The sequence below is a fragment of the Paraburkholderia sp. RL18-085-BIA-A genome (genome assembly GCF_046027075.1).
Lineage (GTDB): Bacteria > Pseudomonadota > Gammaproteobacteria > Burkholderiales > Burkholderiaceae > Paraburkholderia.
This window is the reverse complement of the sequence record NZ_JARESU010000092.1, coordinates 1-17,473: the sequence shown is the minus strand read 5'-3', so window position 1 is coordinate 17,473 and position 17,473 is coordinate 1. Positions and strand designations below refer to the sequence as shown.

Annotated in this window: 16 protein-coding genes; 7 read left to right on the top strand and 9 right to left on the bottom strand. The window is 61.9% G+C overall.

All coding sequences use genetic code 11. From position 1 onward, the window contains the following. Window position 1: 1 nt before the first annotated feature. Together P0D89_RS37140 and P0D89_RS37135 are read left to right on the top strand one after the other, a co-directional pair. A complete protein-coding gene (locus P0D89_RS37140; RefSeq protein WP_408367243.1) occupies window positions 2-1,465 on the top strand; it encodes an efflux transporter outer membrane subunit in 1,464 nt (487 codons plus the stop codon). A gap of 368 nt (window positions 1,466-1,833) precedes the next feature. Beyond that, the gene (locus P0D89_RS37135) at window positions 1,834-2,181 is read left to right on the top strand and encodes a hypothetical protein (protein WP_408367245.1); all 348 of its coding nucleotides are present in this window, start codon (window positions 1,834-1,836) and stop codon (window positions 2,179-2,181) included. Between the two features lie 209 nt (window positions 2,182-2,390). Here the strand turns inward: P0D89_RS37135 and P0D89_RS37130 are convergent, their stop codons facing one another. Then, entirely contained in the window at window positions 2,391-3,146 is a 756-nt protein-coding gene (locus P0D89_RS37130; protein ID WP_408367247.1) for a TetR/AcrR family transcriptional regulator, read from the bottom strand. 192 nt (window positions 3,147-3,338) lie between these two features. Between P0D89_RS37130 and P0D89_RS37125 the strand changes: the two genes are divergently transcribed. The 5 genes from P0D89_RS37125 to P0D89_RS37105 all read left to right on the top strand — a co-directional run bounded on the left by P0D89_RS37125 (window position 3,339) and on the right by P0D89_RS37105 (window position 10,313). Next, window positions 3,339-4,967: a bifunctional 3-(3-hydroxy-phenyl)propionate/3-hydroxycinnamic acid hydroxylase gene (locus P0D89_RS37125; protein ID WP_408378018.1), complete on the top strand. Its 1,629-nt coding sequence runs from the start codon at window positions 3,339-3,341 to the stop codon at window positions 4,965-4,967. A 13-nt stretch (window positions 4,968-4,980) separates the two neighbouring features. Next, entirely contained in the window at window positions 4,981-6,051 is a 1,071-nt protein-coding gene (locus P0D89_RS37120) for a VOC family protein (protein ID WP_408367251.1), read from the top strand. A 35-nt stretch (window positions 6,052-6,086) separates the two neighbouring features. After that, on the top strand, window positions 6,087-7,043 hold the full coding sequence (locus tag P0D89_RS37115) for a fumarylacetoacetate hydrolase family protein (protein WP_408367253.1): 957 nt from the start codon (window positions 6,087-6,089) through the stop codon (window positions 7,041-7,043). Then, window positions 7,040-9,061 carry an acyl-CoA synthetase gene (locus tag P0D89_RS37110; protein ID WP_408367255.1) on the top strand — a complete coding sequence of 674 codons (2,022 nt, stop codon included), beginning with the start codon at window positions 7,040-7,042 and terminating at the stop codon, window positions 9,059-9,061. The genes P0D89_RS37115 and P0D89_RS37110 overlap by 4 nt, the downstream gene beginning before the upstream one ends. 508 nt (window positions 9,062-9,569) lie before the next feature. Then, window positions 9,570-10,313, top strand: a complete 744-nt coding sequence (locus tag P0D89_RS37105) for an OmpW/AlkL family protein (RefSeq protein WP_408378012.1) — start codon at window positions 9,570-9,572, stop codon at window positions 10,311-10,313. 340 nt (window positions 10,314-10,653) lie between these two features. Here P0D89_RS37105 and P0D89_RS37100 read toward each other — a convergent pair whose 3' ends face one another. The 8 genes from P0D89_RS37100 to P0D89_RS37065 form a co-directional block, all read right to left on the bottom strand. Then, complete coding sequence (locus tag P0D89_RS37100) at window positions 10,654-11,535, bottom strand: bifunctional helix-turn-helix transcriptional regulator/GNAT family N-acetyltransferase (RefSeq protein ID WP_408378009.1); 882 nt, start codon at window positions 11,533-11,535, stop codon at window positions 10,654-10,656. A gap of 158 nt (window positions 11,536-11,693) precedes the next feature. Continuing rightward, complete coding sequence (locus tag P0D89_RS37095) at window positions 11,694-12,014, bottom strand: RidA family protein (protein WP_408358321.1); 321 nt, start codon at window positions 12,012-12,014, stop codon at window positions 11,694-11,696. A 38-nt stretch (window positions 12,015-12,052) separates the two neighbouring features. Beyond that, complete coding sequence (locus P0D89_RS37090; protein WP_408358322.1) at window positions 12,053-13,486, bottom strand: FAD-dependent oxidoreductase; 1,434 nt, start codon at window positions 13,484-13,486, stop codon at window positions 12,053-12,055. Beyond that, window positions 13,483-13,791 (bottom strand): (2Fe-2S)-binding protein, encoded by a 309-nt coding sequence (locus tag P0D89_RS37085; RefSeq protein ID WP_408358323.1) that lies wholly within the window; start codon window positions 13,789-13,791, stop codon window positions 13,483-13,485. The genes P0D89_RS37090 and P0D89_RS37085 overlap by 4 nt, the downstream gene beginning before the upstream one ends. Further along, entirely contained in the window at window positions 13,769-14,869 is a 1,101-nt protein-coding gene (locus P0D89_RS37080; RefSeq protein ID WP_408358324.1) for an NAD(P)/FAD-dependent oxidoreductase, read from the bottom strand. Before P0D89_RS37080 ends, P0D89_RS37085 begins: the two co-directional genes overlap by 23 nt. Further along, window positions 14,869-15,663, bottom strand: coding sequence for an ABC transporter permease (locus P0D89_RS37075; RefSeq protein ID WP_408358325.1), 795 nt, complete (start codon window positions 15,661-15,663; stop codon window positions 14,869-14,871). Before P0D89_RS37075 ends, P0D89_RS37080 begins: the two co-directional genes overlap by 1 nt. Then, window positions 15,660-16,577, bottom strand: a complete 918-nt coding sequence (locus P0D89_RS37070) for an ABC transporter permease (protein WP_408358326.1) — start codon at window positions 16,575-16,577, stop codon at window positions 15,660-15,662. The genes P0D89_RS37075 and P0D89_RS37070 overlap by 4 nt, the downstream gene beginning before the upstream one ends. Further along, window positions 16,574-17,473 (bottom strand): ABC transporter ATP-binding protein (locus P0D89_RS37065; RefSeq protein WP_408378006.1); only part of this gene is annotated, 900 nt, incomplete at its 5' end. The genes P0D89_RS37070 and P0D89_RS37065, both read right to left, overlap by 4 nt.

Here is a 17,473-nt window from a genome sequence, read left to right as displayed (position 1 = left end):
CATGAAGCTTGCCTATAAGACATCCGTTCTCGCCGTGGCTACGGCGCTCGCGCTGACGGCCTGCTCGTTCGGCCCCAGCGGCGAACCGCCGGCGATGCCTTCGCCCGAGCACTACGGGGCGCAGGCGCAGCCCTCGAAGACTGTTGCCGCAGGCGGTGTTGCGCAGGAGTTCGATATCGGCGCGACATCGGTGCCGCAATGGTGGCGGCTTTACCGGTCCGACGCGCTCGATGCACTCGTCGACGAAGGCCTGCGCAACAGCCCGACGCTGGCAGGTGCGCAGCGAACGCTTGCGGCCGCGCAAGAGGAACTGCGCGCGCAGGTCGGCTCATCCACGCTGCCGTCAGTCGACGGTGTCGCCCAGGTCGAACGCGCGCGTTCACCCGTCGTGCCGGGGCTCGGCCCTCAGGAGGTGCAGTACAACTTCTTCGCCGGGCAGATTCAGGCGCACTATACATTCGACTTCTTCGGTCAGACGCGTTACGCAAACTCGGCGAGCGCCGCGCGCGTAAACGTGCAGGCGTACGAACTGGAAGCGGCCCGGCGCGCGCTCGCGGCAAACATCGTCGGCACGGCGATCAATGTGGCGGCGCTCGATCGCCAGATCGCGCTCACCGAAAGGCTCGTTGCCGTGGCCAATGAGGCTGCTGAGGAGGACCAGCAGCGCTACGCGCTTGGATCAGTCTCGCGCGCGCAGGCGTTCGAGTCGACGCAGGATGCTGCTTCCGTGGCGGCGACGCTGCCGGCTTTGCGTCAGCAGCGCGCCTGCGCCATCCACGCGCTGGCGGTACTGATCGGCCGGACGCCCGATAACGCACCGACCGTTCCCGACCTCGACAACCTCGCGTTGCCCGAACATGTGCCCGTCGTTGTGCCTTCGGATCTGCTGCGTTCGCGTCCTGACATTCAGGCAGCCGACGCGACCGTGAAGGCCGCCGCGGCCGACGTTGGGGCTGCAACCGCGCAACTCTTTCCGAGCCTGTCACTGACGGGCTCGATGGGCCGTGGCGGCTTTAGCTGGCCTGCCGTGCTCTCAGGCGCGGGCGGCCTCTGGGCGATCGGTGCGAGCCTGTCCCAGCCGCTCTTCCACGGCGGGGCGTTGTTCGCGCAACGCAGAGCCTCGATCGATACCTACGATGCGGCGGTTCTGCAATATAAATCGGCGGTTCTGTCAGCATTCCAGGATGTCGCTAATTCGCTGGCCGCACTGGATAACGACGCACAGACACTCGTGTCAACGGAAGCAGCGGCAAAGGCAGCGCATGCGGCATTCGACGATACCGCGTCGCGCCGACGCATGGGCTCGCTGCCTTCAACGGCCCAGCATGCGAGCGAGCAGCGGTTTCTCAATGCACAGCTCGGCGCCGTCCGCGCCGGAAGCCAGCGCATGAGCGATACCGCCGCGCTGTTCCAGGCGATGGGCGAACTGCCGCCCGGTCAGTCGCACGTGACGTCAAGAGAATGACCTTCTTTTCGAAAGGTCGGGGAGAGCGACCCGATGAACCGGGCCGCTCTCCATCGGGCGAGACGGCCGATGCCAGGCCCGGACCGGTTCGTTATGCAAGAAAAAGAGGGTACGCCGTCGGACAAATCAATTGAGCCGGCGCTATCGCCTGCGCAGGGCATCTGGAGCCGGCAAAGACGCCGACAGTACGCCTGGGCCGCCAGGCAGCGACACGTTCGATGTCTTGTCCGTCCATGATCGAAGCTGAAACGAGGATTGATGCGCCAGTTTCTGACGCGGCGCAATGAGCGGTTCGTCCGGTCGCGTTTCGGGAGCGCTTTTATAGGTAGAGGCGGACGGTTCAAAAGAAGCGGACGCTTATCCAGGCCATGATCGGTTTTAAAAGAATGGAACGAACCTGTAACCGCAAATATTCGACCACGTTCGCGTGTGTTCGTGAAGAAAACCGCAACAGCAGTATGGATGACGATTATCGCTTGCGAAAACCGGTCGATGACCTATGTATCGCGCTTTTCGATCGCTGGTGCGAGCGCCGCGAGATTACGCCTCTCATCTATCTGCTGCACGCGTGGCCCTTTTTCCCTTCGAAATCGCATCCAGTCAAGAGGCTGTCGGCGGCGCTCAACGATCTCACAAGGTTCCATGCGGAAACGCTTGACGATAAGGATCGCGAATTGATCGATAAAGTCCAGGCCATAACGGGCTATGACAGATGATCGCGACAGCCGATTGGGCGCCGCTCGAACGGTGCGCGCCAGTCAAGCCAGGCTAACTACGGTTGTCTGGATACACGCGAATTTACGCGGTTGAGCAGGGCGCCCAGACCTGGAAACAGATTGATGGACAAGGCCAACCGGAAAGCATTTTTGCCCATCGTGCCGGGTCGATGACCCCAACCCCGCCACGTACCTTATCGTCGCCCGCCTCATTCCCCATCGACTTGCGCCTCGACGAGTGGCAACGCTCGCATTGCAATCTTCTCCGCCTCCGCGCGCTTGAGTCCGAGTGTTTGCAGAAGCGTTGCTGCCGTACGCTCGGCGAAGTGCTCTCCGCTGAAGCCAAGTTCGTCGAGCAACTGCGCCGCCGGCGCGCCCGGCGCGACGAAATTCAGCTCGGCCGCGGTTGCCGCGAGCACGGTGCCGCCCACCGAAAGAAAGCCGATGAAGGGGTCGGCAACCGTAAAGCGCTTGGCGGCGATGCCATTTCCGATATCCCGCAGCAGCCGCTGACCCAGCCCGCGGCTCAGCATGCCCGCCGAAAACCCTTCGCGTATCAGGAAGCGTCCCCATACGGGATCGCGCCGCGCACGCATCAGGGTATGACGCACCGAGACGGCGATCACTTCTGCGGGGTCGGACAGGCCCCCCGCGAGGCGATCGAGCATGTCGGCGAACTCCTCGAACACGTTGTCCACAAGCGTCGCGTAGATGGCTTCCTTCGACTCGAAGTGGTTGTAGAACGAGCCGAAGCCGACGTCGGCGGCCTCGGTAATTTCGTTGATGGCTACGCCTTCCATGCCCTTTTCGGCCATCAGCCTGAGGGCAGCATCGAGCAGGCGGGTGCGCGTTTCGCGCTTGCGACGCGCGCCACGCGGCTCGCGTTCTTCGGGAACGGCAACCGGGGAGACTGGCGCCGCACGGGTAGCACGTTTTGCTGTCGGGCGATTTGAAGTGTTCGGCATGATCGGTCCAGTTTTGGCCATACCGAAGTATAGATGCTATTGTCTATATTGACAAAACACTCAACTATGACTTTAATGTCATTAACGGCGCACCTGGCGCCGGTCTACCAAACAACAGACGGAGTGACTGTGGAGACAGCAGCAAAAGATGGTTCCGCGCCGTGCAGCCGGGATGGCGAGGGTGGCGCGCCGATCGGGGCATTTCCGTCGGCCGTAGATGTTTTATTGGTGGGCTGCGGACCGGTGGGTGCCACGATTGCGAATCTGTTGGCACGACACGGCGTGAACGTGATGGTTGTCGACAGGTCGACTGAGGTATTCATGGCGCCCCGTGCGATCGCGCTCGATAACGAAGCGCTGCGCATCCTTCAGCTTGCCGGCGTTGCGGAGAGCGATTTCGAGACGATTGCCATCCCGTACGTCCGTATGCGGTCGCCCATGCTGGGCCTGTTCGGCAGGGTGAATTCGCTGGGCAGCCTGGATGGCCATCCGAAGCTCGTCACCTTCTACCAGCCAGACCTGGAGCGGTGCCTGCGCGCCCGGCTCGAGACATACGACTGTGCGCATGTCGCGTTGGGGGTTGAGCTCAAGAGCTTCACAGAAGAACGGGATCATGTGCTCGCATCTCTGGATCTTGGCCAGGGGCGCACTCATGTGGTCCGGGCCCGCTATCTGATCGGCGCGGACGGGGCGAGTTCATTGGTACGCCAGCTCATCGGGCAGGAATTCAAGGGCAAGACGTTCGCCGAGGACTGGCTGATCGTCGATGCCCGCCACGTACCGCGACCGATCGATCACATCGAGTTCATCTGCGATCACCGTCGACCGATCCCGCATATGGTCGCGCCTGGCGGCCGTGAACGCTGGGAATTCATGCTCCGGCCTGGCGAGCGCCGCGAGGACATGGAATCCGAGACGCGCATCCGGGATCTGCTTTCCCCCTGGGGCAATCTGGAAGACATGGTCATCGAGCGTAAGGCCGTGTATCGCTTCCATGCGCGCGCTGTCGCTGCATTCAGCAAGGGCCGGGTGTTCCTGGCGGGCGACGCGGCCCACATCACGCCCCCATTCGTCGGGCAGGGGTTGGTCGCAGGTCTTCGGGACGCCGCCAACCTTTCCTGGAAGCTCGCATGGGTGCTGAAAGGACGTGCCGATCCAGGGATTCTCGATACCTATGACGAGGAGCGGCGCCCCCACGCGAAGGCGATGATCAACCTCGCGAAGTTCATGGGCAAGCTCGTCATGCCCCGAAGTGTTGTTGTCGCCTTGTTGACTCACGGGTTGATGCGTCTGTCGAGACTGGTGCCGCGCCTACGCGCGCAATTCGAGGAGCTGCAGATCAAGCCGAAGAATGCGTTCCGCCGGGGGCTGTTCGTCAAGGGCCGCTCCTCGACGAAGCTTGTTCGTGGCGCTGTCATCGCGCAAGGCTGGGTGAGAGGTTCGGATGGCACCACGCGTCTGAGCGACGACGTGTTCGGGCAGGGCCTCACGCTGATCGGATTTGGCGTGGATGCGGCGGCTGCGCTCGATCACGCGACGGCCGCAGCGTTTGCGCGTGCCGGAGGGCACATTGTCCAGATTGCCCATCGGGGGCAACGGCTGCATCTTGCCCGGCGCGACAGCTGGGAAGACCTCGAAGGCGCATTTCTTCCCGGGCTGGTGCCCCTCGGGTGGGCAGCCGTAGTCCGGCCCGACAAGACGATTGTCCACGACGGACCGGCCACCGATGCAAACCATCTCGTGCGCGAGAGTCTTGCCTTGCTGGGTGATCCCGTCAGCGCGCCAACGCTGGACGCCGAAACCGCGATTCGAAACGCCTGATTTCCTATCTGTTATGAAACTCACCACTGCACAGCCGGCCCGTCATCCCAATCCCACGACGAAAGCGTCGGCATTGGCCTATCTGATATTCGATCGGCCAGACCTCGAGAAAGCCGAGCAGTTTCTCAATGACTTCGGGCTGCGAACTGTATTGCGGGGGGAAGCGCTCCTGCTGCTGCGGGGAACGGGTGCTTCGCCTTTCTGCTATGTCGTCCGAAAGGCGCCGAAATCCCGGTTCGTTGGTTTCGGGCTACAGGTCGATAACAGGGCCGATCTTGATGCACTTGCAAAGCTGCCAGGAGCCTCTGAGCCCGAACGCTCGTCCTTGCCCGGAGGCGGCTATGTCGCACGGTTGACCGACCCTTCCGGCTTTCGCGTGGATGCTATATGGGGCCAGGCGCCAGCTTCGACGCTATCCCACCGGCCGCCATTGCCGTTCAACTCTGTGGATGCGGCCGTCCGGATTAACGGAACGCAGAGACCGCCTGAATGCTCGCCCGAAGTGATCCGGCTCGGGCATGTCGTGCTCGAACTCGCTGACTATCAGAAGACCTGCGCATGGTATACGCAGCATTTCGGCTTCATCCCGAGCGATGTGCAGGTGCTTCCCGAAGGCTCACCCGTGGTCGCGTTCATGCGGCTCGATCTTGGTGAGAAGCCGGCCGATCACCATACCCTCGCGCTTGCACAAGGCTTCCTGCCCACCTACAGCCATAGCGCCTACGAAGTCGTTGATGCCGACGCGGTCGGCATGGGCCAGCGCGTCCTGCGCGAGAAGGGCTGGACGCACGCCTGGGGGATCGGCCGCCATATCCTGGGCAGCCAGATCTTCGACTACTGGCAGGACCCGTGGGGCGACAAGCACGAGCACTATTGCGACGGCGATCTCTTTACGGCCGACGCGCCGGCGGGTGTGCACGCGGTGAGCCGCGAAGCGATGGCGCAGTGGGGACCGACGATGCCACGCAGCTTCACGAAGCCCAAATTCACGCCCGCGAGCATCGTGGCGCTCTTCAGGAACCTGCGCCGCAGCCCCGACCTGACGCTGAGCAAGCTGCGGACGTTGGCAAAGATTTTTGCCTGAACCAACCTTCTTTCATCGAATCCGGAGATCTATAAATGGCACTTCATGTTCTGCATTATTTGCATCAAGACCGCGCCCAGTGGGGCGTGGTCGCTAATGGCGCTATCACGCCGATTCCGGGCGAGTTCAAGTCGACCGCCGAGTTTATCGAGGCTAACCCGGTCGAGCGGCTGTTCCTGCTGAGCGGCCCGACGATTCCCGAATCGGAAGTGCAATGCTTGTCGCCCGTAACCGCCAATCAGCAGTTCATCTGCCAGGGCGCGAATTATCGCCAGCATATGATCGAGTCCGGCATGGACCCGGACGTGAAGAAATTCAACATGATCTTCACGAAGGCGACGAGCTGCATCGTTCCGGCCGACTCGTCCCTGGTGAAGCCTCAGGAGGTGCAGTTCCTCGACTACGAGATCGAACTCGGTCTTGTGCTCAAACGCGCCGTCACGTCCCGCCAAAATGTCACCGACGAGAACCTGCATGACTACATCGCCGGCGCGGTGATCGTCAACGACTACTCCGCGCGCGACATCCAGATTCCGCAGATGCAGTTCTACAAGGGCAAGAGCTATCGCACGTTTGGCCCAGTCGGCCCTTATCTTTGCCTCCTTGAGAAGCACGATATTCCGAAGTTAAAGGAGCTCGTGCTGACGCTGATGGTAAATGGAACCGTCCGCCAGAATGACTCCACTGCGGGCCTCGTCTACGGCCCGGCAGAGACCTTGACAGAGCTTTCCGGCATACACGACCTGCGCGCGGGGGACCTGCTCGCGACGGGCACGCCCGCCGGTTGTGCACTGAGCATTCCGTCGCCCGAAAAGCAGCGCGCTGCGGCGCAGTTGCCTGAAGCGGAAAAATGGCGTCTGTTCCTGAAGATGCAGGAGGAAAGGCCGCAGTACCTGCGGGCGGGGGACGTCGTGGAGTCGCATATCGTCAGCTACGACCGCTCCATCAATCTCGGCATGCAACGTAACGTCGTCGTGCAAGAGGCGGCATGACAGGCGTCGCAAACATACACGATGTCCTTGCCATCGAAGTGCAGGGGCCGCCAGCGGATCTCCCGTCGAGCACCTACGAGATGATCTGTCGTGGTGCCGCCATCAGTCCGTCGGCACCCGCACTTTCGTTCTTTGCAACCGCCGACGGTCACCGGAACGCTGAACGCTGGACGTATAGCGAACTCATACGTGATGTCACCCGAACCGCGAACATGTTTGCGCGCCTGGGAGTACAGAGCGACTCCGTTGTCGCATACGTCCTGCCCAACCTCCCTGAAACGCACTTTGTCATCTGGGGCGGGGAGGCGGCAGGGATTGTCTGCGCGATCAATCCGCTGCTTGAGAGCGAAGCCATCGGCGAACTGCTCAACGCTTCATGCGCGAGCGTGCTCGTCACTTTGGCGCCGTTCCCCGGATCCGACCTTTGGCAGAAGGTGCAAGCGGTGCTGCACAAGGCCCCTTGCCTGCAGCATCTGGTGCTCGTGAATCTGGCCGACCGCATGCCGGGCGAGAAGCGGCTCGCGGCCCAGATGCTTGAACGTGGCGAGTGTTCAAGACTGCATGGGCCTGGCGGCGTTCACAGTGCGGTTCCCGCGCATGTCGGCATCCACGATTTCAGCACCGCAATCGCAAGGGAGCCCGGGGAGGCGGTCAGCAGCACGCGTCGAATAAGCATCGATCACGTATCGTCCTTCTTCTGTACGGGCGGTACCACGGGACTACCGAAGATTGCGATTCGCCGCCACGGCAACGAGGTGGCCAATGCGTGGAGCGCGGGTCAATTCTTCGGCGAAAGCATTGGTCCGGGGAAAACCATTTTCTGCGGATTGCCGCTTTTCCACGTCAACGCCGTGATGGTGACAGGTCTGCTGGCGTTCTCGCGTGGTGCCCACGTCGTGCTCGGCACACCGCAAGGTTATCGGGGCGAGGGCGTTGTAAAGCGTTTCTGGGAAATTGTCGAGCATTACCGCATCAACTTCTTCAGCGGTGTTCCGACACTCTACGGATCGCTGCTGGACGTTCCAGTCGGCGAGCACGATATCAGCTCGCTTGAGTATGGCCTGTGCGGCGCCGCCCCCATGCCGGTGGAATTACTTCGCACTTTCCAGGACCGTACGGGAATAAGAATCCTTGAAGGCTACGGCCTCACGGAAGGCACCTGCGTTAGCAGCGTTAACCCGTCGCTTGGCGAGCGTAGGGTAGGTTCGATTGGTCTTCGTCTCCCCGGTCAGGCGATGAAAGCGGTGGTAGTCGACGAAACAGGCCGGTATGTTCGGGATTGCGTTGCGGATGAGGTCGGCCAGCTGGTTATCTCCGGCCCGAACGTGTTCGTTGGCTATAGCAGGCCGGAGGAGAACAGTGGCATCTGGATGGAACCTGGTGACGGCGGCCGCTGGCTCAATACCGGCGATCTCGGCCGCTGCGACCCCGACGGTTACTTCTGGCTCACCGGCCGGAAGAAAGAGCTGATTATCCGGGGCGGACACAACATCGACCCTGCGGCAATCGAGGGACCACTGCATCGCCATCCCGCAGTACAGATCGCCGCAGCTGTAGGGCGCCCCGATGTGCACGCGGGCGAGTTGCCGGTCGCCTATGTACTGTTGAAGCCCGGCATAAGCGCAACCGAAGCGGAATTGGCCGAGTTCCTGCGTGTCGAGATCAACGAACGTGCCGCGTTCCCAAAGGGGATACGGATCGTGGATGCGATGCCGCTGACGGGCGTCGGCAAGATCTTCAAGCCGGCGCTGAAACGGCGCGAAACGGCAGACGCCCTGCGGTCGGCACTCGTGGAGGCAGGCGTCGAGGATGCAAGGGTTAGCCTCCTTGATGACACCTCGCGCGGAATTTCACTCCACGTCGAACTTGCCGACCCCGCGTTCGAAGCGCTGGCGACTTCCGCGCTCGGGCGTTTTCCGTTCGCCTTCTCGATCTCGGTCGCCGCGAGGTCATCACGGACGGAGCAACTGGCGGGGACAGACCCGGCAGCGACAGACGCGCAGGGCAGCCCTACGTGACACAAGCAACGTCATCAAAGGGAGGGCTTCGGTCACGCGCCCGGATTAAAGGTTAATCACGCGTACGCGCCGCGATGTCGAGTTTCAAGTGTCAGTTGGTGTATCAGGTTTAGCATACCTAATCGTTTGGAAGGGAAACAGGATGAGTACTGCATCGACAAGGTCTTTGCGTTCGCAGGTTGAAAAATGGCTCGGGCCGACTTCTTCGACACCGGTTCGGGTTACCCGATTCGGCCGCGCGCGCTCGAAACAGGGCCCCTGCGTGCGGATCGAGCTACTGCTACCGACAGGCCCGCTTGGATTCTTTTTCTTCCGGCACCGCGACGGTACGTGGTGTGTGTTCCCGCCCGAGACGGGACGCCTGGCACTGCACGCTTACTAGGTGAAGTGCGACCGGAGTATGCGGCATGTGTAGCTAGACGAAAGGAGGAAAACAATCAATTGAGCAGATTCAACGGCAGCACAACTAATTCATAAAAATTTCCAGGCAAAGGGACGGACGAGACACATGAGACACTACAGGCGAATGTTCAACGCTGTCGTTCTGGCGGCTTGCATCTGCTCGGCTGCGCTTGTTGACAATGCCAATGCGCAGTCGGCAGGAAGCATAACGCTATCGACAGGATGGCTTCACATTGCGCCACAGGGCGGCGACGCGACGCCCCTAACCGTGGAAAGCATTGGCGGCGTAGCGGTGAATCAACAGATTGCTGGTAGCGGGGCACATGCCAGCTCGACGGACACAGTGGGAATAACCACTGAGTACTATGTCACAGACAACATTGGTGTTGCCATGCTTTTGGGACTGCCACTCACGGTCAATCTGATTGGGGATGGGACGCTACAGAAGTATGGCAAGCTCGGCACGACAAGGCCGATGCCGCCCGCCATCGAACTTCGATACCACCTGTTTTCGGCAGAATCGAAATTCCGTCCCTTCGTGGGACTCGGCGTGAACTATACGTGGTTCACCCAGGTTCAAGCAACCAATAGCCAGTTCATTACCGATAGCTTTGGGCCAGGCGGCTCGGCACATGCGACGCTCAGTTCATCGTGGAATCCTGTATTCGAGGTCGGGGCAAATTACGCGATTGCAAAACACTGGTCCGTCGGAGCCTCCGTCAACTACATGCCGGTGAAAACCAATCTGACGTTAAACGGACAGACCGCAACCGGAACGCAGATCGTCTCCAGTTCGACGCTCCGGCTCAATCCAATTAGCGTCTTCCTGAATGTCGCCTATACGTTCTAGCGCGTACGGGTCGTCAATGCGTCGATCAGGACGTTTGAACGCTCATTGAAGACATGGACGTTTTTTTTCGCCACCCGGACCTGGCTGCGATCCGCGACTTCACGGTCGGGTACGACCTGTGGCGACACACGCGGCTGCAATGGAGCCCGGCGTTGACGGTTCTCTGACCCACAGCGCGGCATGACCGCGCTCGCACGCTCGGGAAGCGCTCAGTCATGCCGTCATGCCACCTCTTGCGCAGCAAAGCTTTTCTTTGGATCGAATAATGAAACGACAGGTCCTCAAGACCATTCTTTTTGCCTTGCCCAAGGTCCTTGACCTGACAAAGAGTTGCGGCCGTTCAGACCAAACGCTTTTCAAACCAGTGATGGGCATACGGTTCCGCGCTGAACGCATCGACTTCGACGTATCCAGATTGCCGGTATAGCGAAATCGCCTCGCCCAGAGTTCGATTTGTCTCCAGGCGAATAATGCGCACTTTGGCCTGCCGAGCGCGTTTCTCCGCCTCAACCATCAACCGGCGGCCTACACCCATACCGCGAGCGGAAGGGCTCACCCACATTCTTTTGAGCTCGGCCGGGGACTTCTTATGAAACTTCAACGCGACGCAGCCGATCGGGTTTCCATGGAGTCTCGCGACGATCAACGCGCCCGCCGGTGCCTTCAGTTCATGCGCATCCGCCGACAGACTGCTGGACGGGTCGAATCCTCCTTCAAAGCGCTGATCAAGCTCGCCAAAATACTGTTCGAAGCACCATCGCGCGTCATCAGTATCTGGATCCTCTAGCGTGAAATTCACAAGGGATGCCTGTAGCAAACGCTCAACCTCAGACATGGCTGTGACCAGTCTCCGACGCTGCTCATCGCCGAGCGGTTCGAGCGCGCGCAAATCGACCTCGTCAGAGAGCCGTTCGAGTTCGGCCCTTTCCATGAGGCCTGCCTGAGTGAGGCAAACCCGGCGTACCCGCCGGTCGTCCGAATGAGCGAGGACAGCAACAAGTTTTTGCCGTTCAAGAGAGGCCAACGTACGGCTGACATAGCCTGAATCAAGATTTAGCCGGGTGCGGAGAGTGCGAATATCCGCACCTTCGACACCGATCTCCCATAGCAGGCGTGATTCACCCATCGGGCGTCCTCGTCCGAGGAAATGGTCATCGATAGCGCCAATGCTTTCGGCGACTATGCGGTTAAAGCGACGGATCTGGAGAATGTCGGATTCCATATCTCTGACTTTAGTCAGAGATATGGAATCCGACAACATGAAGTCGAAGAGTGCGGTGCCTTCCTTTGGAACGACGGGCTCAGTCCGCTCTCCGACTGTACGCGCGAGGCCGCATTCAACCTCCCCATTGAAAGCAAGCCGGGGGCGCGGGAAATTCGTCAAGCCGCGGCCGTCACACTAAATTCCACCAGCAACTCCGGCAATCCAAGCGCCGCCTGCACTGTACAGCGGGCCGGCAGGTGCTCCGGATCGACCCAGTCTTGCCAGACGGCGTTCATACGATCAAACAGCGCCATATCCTTCAGGTAGATCGTTACCGACACCAGGTTTTGCCTGCTGCTGCCCGCTTGCTCAAGCAAAGCATCAATGCGCCCGAGCGCTTCGGCGGCCTGCTCCTCGATGGTCTGCGCATGCGCCGCGCCAGACGACGTCTGTCCCGCGAGAAAGAGAAGAGTGCCTGCGCGCACCATCTTGCTCATCCGTGCATTCCCAGCGGTCCTTACGATAGTGGACGCATTCATTTGGGTACAAACTCCGTCGGTTGTGCTGCGTTGAGGTCAGGGACATGAGACACGGCAAGATCGCCGAGGCTTACCGGTTTGATGGGCGGGCGGATACGGTAGTAACCGACCTCCGCCACGGGTTTCGCATGCACCTCGGCGAGCAGTTCGGCCACGGTCAGGCCACATAGCCGTCCCTGGCACGGTCCCATGCCGCAGCGGGAGAACGACTTGCTTTGGTTAGGACCGGTGCAGCCAAGACGTGCCATTGACCTGATCTCGCCAGCGCTGATTTCCTCGCAACGACAGACGATGGTTTCGTCGGCGGGGCGGCGAAATGCGTCCGCCGGACGATAAAGTGTGTCGAGAAACGGGCGCACGGCGCGGTGCCGGTCGAGCTGTCGCCGCAACGGGGCAGCCTGTTCGTCACGTGCATCACGACTCAGCGCGCCGAGCCGATTCGATACGGCCAGCGCTATTAGCGCGCCTGCCGTCTCGGCTGCGATTGCGCCATGGATACCGCCCCCGTCGCCGGCAATGAAGAGATTCGGCACCGTGGTCTCACCCCATGCGTCGGTGCGCGGATGCCAGCAAAGTTGGGCCTCGTCCCAGCGATGCTCGCAGCCGATCGAGCGAGTGAGTTGCACGTTCGCCACGACACCTTGATGCAGCAGGACGATGCTCGCTGCGAGCGTCGACGTACGCCCATTCCCGGTGTATTGCACTGCCTCTGCGCGGCCGTCGCCCTTCACCGAGAGTCGTGTCACATGTCGAATGTGTGGAATGCCGCTACGCCGGATCGCGCTCAGCAGACGCTTGCCCTTGAGCAGATACGCCGGGGTACGCAATGCCCCTGGCAGTTCAGCAAGAGCGCGCCAATAGTTGCGCGAAGGCGTCGTATCGAGGATCGCCGCCGGCGCCCTGGCCGCCTGGATGAGCTGCCATGCAAACAGATACATTAACGGCCCGCTCCCCGCCAGCACGACTGGCCCATCGGGGAGCATTGCCGACGACTTGAACAGCGTTTGCGCGGCGCCCACCCCCATGACGCCGGGCAGCGTCCAGCCTGGAACCGGGCAAGGCCGTTCGTAGGCGCCGTTGGCGATCACCACGGCTTTCGCGCAAATCTGTCCGCTCGCCGCGGCGCCGCTGCGACGCGTAAAGCTGATCTCCAGCGCGCGCGTGATCTGCCACACGAGCGTGTCGGGCCAGTAGCGCAGGGAGGCTCGAGCGAAGCGCGTGACGAGGTCCGCACCATAGGTGTAGTCGTCACCGAGTAGCGCCGCATCAGGCAGTGGCGAGCATCCGGCGTTGCGATAGATCTGCCCGCCCGGCAGAGGGTTCTCGTCGAGAACCACCACGTCGAGGCCGGCACGCGACGCATCAAGCGCGCACGCCATGCCGGCCGGCCCCGCGCCGATGATCACAAGGTCCACCGTTTCGATCGTCATACGAGGGCCCTCGCGCCAGCCATGGCTTTCACTTCCATCCCGTCGTGCACACGCACCATGCAGGCCTGCTGGTTCGGCAAGCCGTCGATTTCGACCAGACAATCGAAGCACACGCCCATCATGCAATACGGTGCGCGCGGCGCAGCGCCCACCGGTGTACGCCGGAAAACGCCTACTCCGGCATAAAGGAGTGCCGCCGCCACATTGGCGTATTCCGGCACATCCACCGGGCGACCATCAACGACGATCCGTACCGTGCGGGGCGAGGCCCCGTCGATCTGACTAAACAGCGAAACGTTTTGCATAGAAGTAGTCCAGAAGAGAAGGACGTTGACCGCCGAGCAACCAGGCAACCAGCACCTCGCAATGCGCGGCTGCGAGCGTCACGCCGCTGTGGCAGGTGGCGATGAACGCACCGGGATGCGTTGCGGATTCTTCGTAGACAGGCATGCTGTCCGGTGTCATCACGCGTAGCGCACCCCATGCGCGCACCACGCGCACGTTTTTCAGCAGCGGGAACTGCGTCACGGCCTTGCGCGCGATGTGCGCGACGATCTCAGGTGTCACGCCGTCGTTCATGCCTACGTCCTCCGCTGATTCACCGAGCAATATCGACCCCTCCGCCGTCTGTCTCACGGAAAGCGTCGGGTACTTGAGAAACGGACGCACGCGTTCCGTCACGAGGATCTGACCGCGCAGCGGAACGACGGGCGCGGTCAGTCCGACCATCGGCGCGAGTTCCCGGTTGCCGAGACCCGCGCACAGCACGACGCGCCCGGCTTCGAGCGTGCGCTTGCCGGTGTCGACACGAAAGCCGCCGTTCGCGCGTTCAATCGAGATCACGGGAGCCTCCGGCACGTATTCACCGCACGCGCGCTCGAAGGCGAGGAAGAGGGCCCGCAGCGTATAGAGCGGGCTCACGTGACCGTCGTTTTCCGAGTAGACCGCACCGACCACGTTCTGACCGATCTGCGGGATGCGTTCAGTCAGTTGCTGGCGGTCGAGAATGTCGTATGTGAGGCGTGCATCGCGGGCGTGTAACTGCCGCAGCGTATCCACACTGCCCGCAAGCGCGTCATCGGTCAGCGCGATGCTGATGCCACCCGGGCGCGAGTAGCCGAGACTGAGCGACGACGCTTCTTCCAGCTCCGCGGCGAATGCTGGCCACAGCAGCGCCGATTCGAGCGACCAACGGCCGTAATCGACCTGCCTCTTGCCTTTACCCGATACCCAGATCAGGCCGAAGTTTCCGCGTGCAGCACGTACGCTGGAATCCTCTCCATCGAGCACGATCGTCTTCTGGCCGCGTTTGGCGAGCCCGTAAGCGATCGCCATCCCGACCAGCCCCCCGCCGACGACCGCAAAGTCATATTCCTGTTTCATTAATGCTTCCCCATCAGAACCTTGTCGAGCCCGACGAGCCTGTCGAGTGCGAACATCAGGCCGAGCGTGACCGCCATGATCACCGTTGCGACCGCCGCGACCATCGGATCGACGGTTTCAGTCATGCTCATGTAGATGCGCACCGGCAGCGTGATCGTGGTCGGCGCCGCGATGAGGATCGTTGCGGTCAACTCGTCAAAGCTGCTCGCGAAACCCAGGACCCAGCCGGCGGCAATACCCGGCACCAACGCGGGCAACGTGATTCGCCTGAAGGTGGTCCATGCGTTCGCCCCGAGCGAAACGGCGGCGTGCTCGGCATCGCGCGTGGTCGCGACCAGCGATGCCATGATGAGCCGCAGGCAATACGGGAACACCAGCATCACGTGCGCCATCACGAGCGAGACGAACGACCCGGACACGCCAACACGCGTGAACATCTGCAGCAACGCGACGCCCAGCACGACAGGCGGAATCATCAGCGGCGAAAGCAGCAACGAGTTGATCGCGTGACGACCGGCAAAGCGGTAGCGCATCAGACCAAGCGCAGCCGGCACGCCCAGCGTCGCCGCGAGTGTGGCGGAGAGCGTCGCGAGCCACAGACTGTTCGAAAACGCCTGGGTGAAATCGGGGTTGCCAATCAGCGCCTGGAACCAGCGCGCCGAAAAATGAACCGTCGGCACGCTGAGCAGATTGCCCGGCGTGAAGGCAACGAGACAGACGATCGCAAGTGGTGCGATCAGAAATACAGTGAACGCGGCGTGAAACCCGAGCGCAACAGGACCGTTTCGATTCATGACGTGGCCTCTCCAAGACGACGCTTGAGCCGTCGCTCGATAACCCGGCTGTAAAGCGCGACGGTGCCGAGATTCAGCACGAGCAGGCATACCGCGATCGCTGCGCCCATCGGCCAGTTCATGCTGTGCAGGAACTCGTCATAGGCCACCGTTGCGACCACCTTGAGGCGCCGCCCGCCGATCAGCGCAGGTGTCGCGAACGCACTCGCACTCAGCGCGAAGACGATCAGGCTCCCGGAGAGAATGCCGGGCGCAGTCTGCGGCAAGACGATACGGCGCCATACGGTGAGCGGACCGGCGCCGAGCGAGATGGCCGCGTTGGCGATCTGCGGATCGATGCCTTGCAACGAGGTCCAGACGGACAGCACCATCAATGGCACCAGCGCATGCACCAGCACGACCACCACTGCCGTAAACGAGAACAGCATCTGCGGCGGCGCGTCGACCAGATGCAAGCCCACGAGCAGTTGCGCGACGACGCCCTGTCCGTCCAGCAGAATCGACCAGCCGAGCGTGCGCACGACGGCCGAGATGAACAGCGGCCCGAGCGTGAGAATCAGAAAGAATGAGCGCCAGCGGTCCGACATGCGAAAGATGAAATAGGCCTCGGGTACGCCCAGTACGATCGTTCCAAGCGTCACGCTGATCGCGAGTCCGAATGTGCGCAGGAATATTGCGTGGTAGTACGGGTCGGTGACGATCTGTACGTAGTTATGCCAGGAGTAGACGTCGAGCACCCCGCCCGAAGCCGCGTCGAAGCCTTGCAGACTCAGTACGCCGACGAGCGCCATCGGAACGATGAGCAGCAACGCGAAGAGCAGCGTCACGGGCGTGACAAGGAGCGGACCGTTCAGCCGCCTGCGGCGCGCGGCGTCCGGTTGCAGCGGCCGGATCATGGGGCGGGCGGCGCTCATCGCGTGGCCCCCGTGGTACGCGGTGCGAGCGGTCGCAGCGCGGTACCGGGCCAGTTGAGCCCGACCGCGTCTCCAACCTTCGCCACGTGGCCGCCACCGTTCGCAAGCTGGACCTGCAACTCGCCGATATCGGTACTTACGTTGACCGACCAGCAGTTGCCGCGAAACGCGCACGCCTTGACCAGCCCGTCCACGTGTCCTGCCCCGCTTGCGACCAGTTCGATGCGCTCGGGACGTAGCGAGAACGCGTATTGGCCGCACGCGAGCGACGCGGCGAGCGGCAAACTCGCGGGCCCCACTTTGAGCACCCGCTCCTCGCCGTCGTGCGTCACCTGTCCATGCAGCACATTGGCGCGGCAGATAAAATCCGCGGCGAAGAGACTGCGGGGATCGTCATAGATGCCGGTTGGGGTATCGAAACGGACCACTGCGCCCTGATCCAGTAGCGCGACGCGATCGCTGATTGCCAACGCTTCGGCCTGGTCATGCGTGACCATGATGGTGGCGGTGCCGACCTTCTGCTGGATCGCGCGTAACTCGGCCTGCATGTCGTGACGAAGTTTCGCGTCAAGGTTGGACAGCGGCTCGTCGAGCAGCAGCAACGGCGGCTCGATGACGAGAGCACGTGCGAGCGCGACTCGCTGACGCTGCCCGCCCGACAGTTCGCGCGGGTACTTCGCGGCATGGCGGCCGAGTTGAACCAGGTCGAGCGCGGCGAGGCACCGGCGCGTGCGTGCTGCCCGGTCGACGCGCCTCATCTGCAGCCCGAACTCCACGTTCTCCGCAATCGTCATGTGAGCAAACAACGCGTAGCTCTGGAACACAATGCCGAGACCGCGCTTTGCAGGCGGTGTGCCGAGAAGCGATCGACCTTCGAGGCTGATATCGCCCGACGT

Bases quoted from the DNA above. Each gene is read 5' to 3' on its own strand.
- P0D89_RS37140 (WP_408367243.1), top strand. From the start codon at position 2: ATGAAGCTTGCCTATAAGACATCCGTTCTCGCCGTGGCTACGGCGCTC.
- P0D89_RS37135 (WP_408367245.1), top strand. From the start codon at position 1,834: ATGATCGGTTTTAAAAGAATGGAACGAACCTGTAACCGCAAATATTCG.
- P0D89_RS37130 (WP_408367247.1), bottom strand. From the start codon at position 3,146: ATGCCGAACACTTCAAATCGCCCGACAGCAAAACGTGCTACCCGTGCG.
- P0D89_RS37120 (WP_408367251.1), top strand. From the start codon at position 4,981: ATGAAACTCACCACTGCACAGCCGGCCCGTCATCCCAATCCCACGACG.
- P0D89_RS37115 (WP_408367253.1), top strand. From the start codon at position 6,087: ATGGCACTTCATGTTCTGCATTATTTGCATCAAGACCGCGCCCAGTGG.
- P0D89_RS37110 (WP_408367255.1), top strand. From the start codon at position 7,040: ATGACAGGCGTCGCAAACATACACGATGTCCTTGCCATCGAAGTGCAG.
- P0D89_RS37105 (WP_408378012.1), top strand. From the start codon at position 9,570: ATGAGACACTACAGGCGAATGTTCAACGCTGTCGTTCTGGCGGCTTGC.
- P0D89_RS37100 (WP_408378009.1), bottom strand. From the start codon at position 11,535: ATGGAATCCGACATTCTCCAGATCCGTCGCTTTAACCGCATAGTCGCC.
- P0D89_RS37095 (WP_408358321.1), bottom strand. From the start codon at position 12,014: ATGAGCAAGATGGTGCGCGCAGGCACTCTTCTCTTTCTCGCGGGACAG.
- P0D89_RS37090 (WP_408358322.1), bottom strand. From the start codon at position 13,486: ATGACGATCGAAACGGTGGACCTTGTGATCATCGGCGCGGGGCCGGCC.
- P0D89_RS37085 (WP_408358323.1), bottom strand. From the start codon at position 13,791: ATGCAAAACGTTTCGCTGTTTAGTCAGATCGACGGGGCCTCGCCCCGC.
- P0D89_RS37080 (WP_408358324.1), bottom strand. From the start codon at position 14,869: ATGAAACAGGAATATGACTTTGCGGTCGTCGGCGGGGGGCTGGTCGGG.
- P0D89_RS37075 (WP_408358325.1), bottom strand. From the start codon at position 15,663: ATGAATCGAAACGGTCCTGTTGCGCTCGGGTTTCACGCCGCGTTCACT.
- P0D89_RS37070 (WP_408358326.1), bottom strand. From the start codon at position 16,577: ATGAGCGCCGCCCGCCCCATGATCCGGCCGCTGCAACCGGACGCCGCG.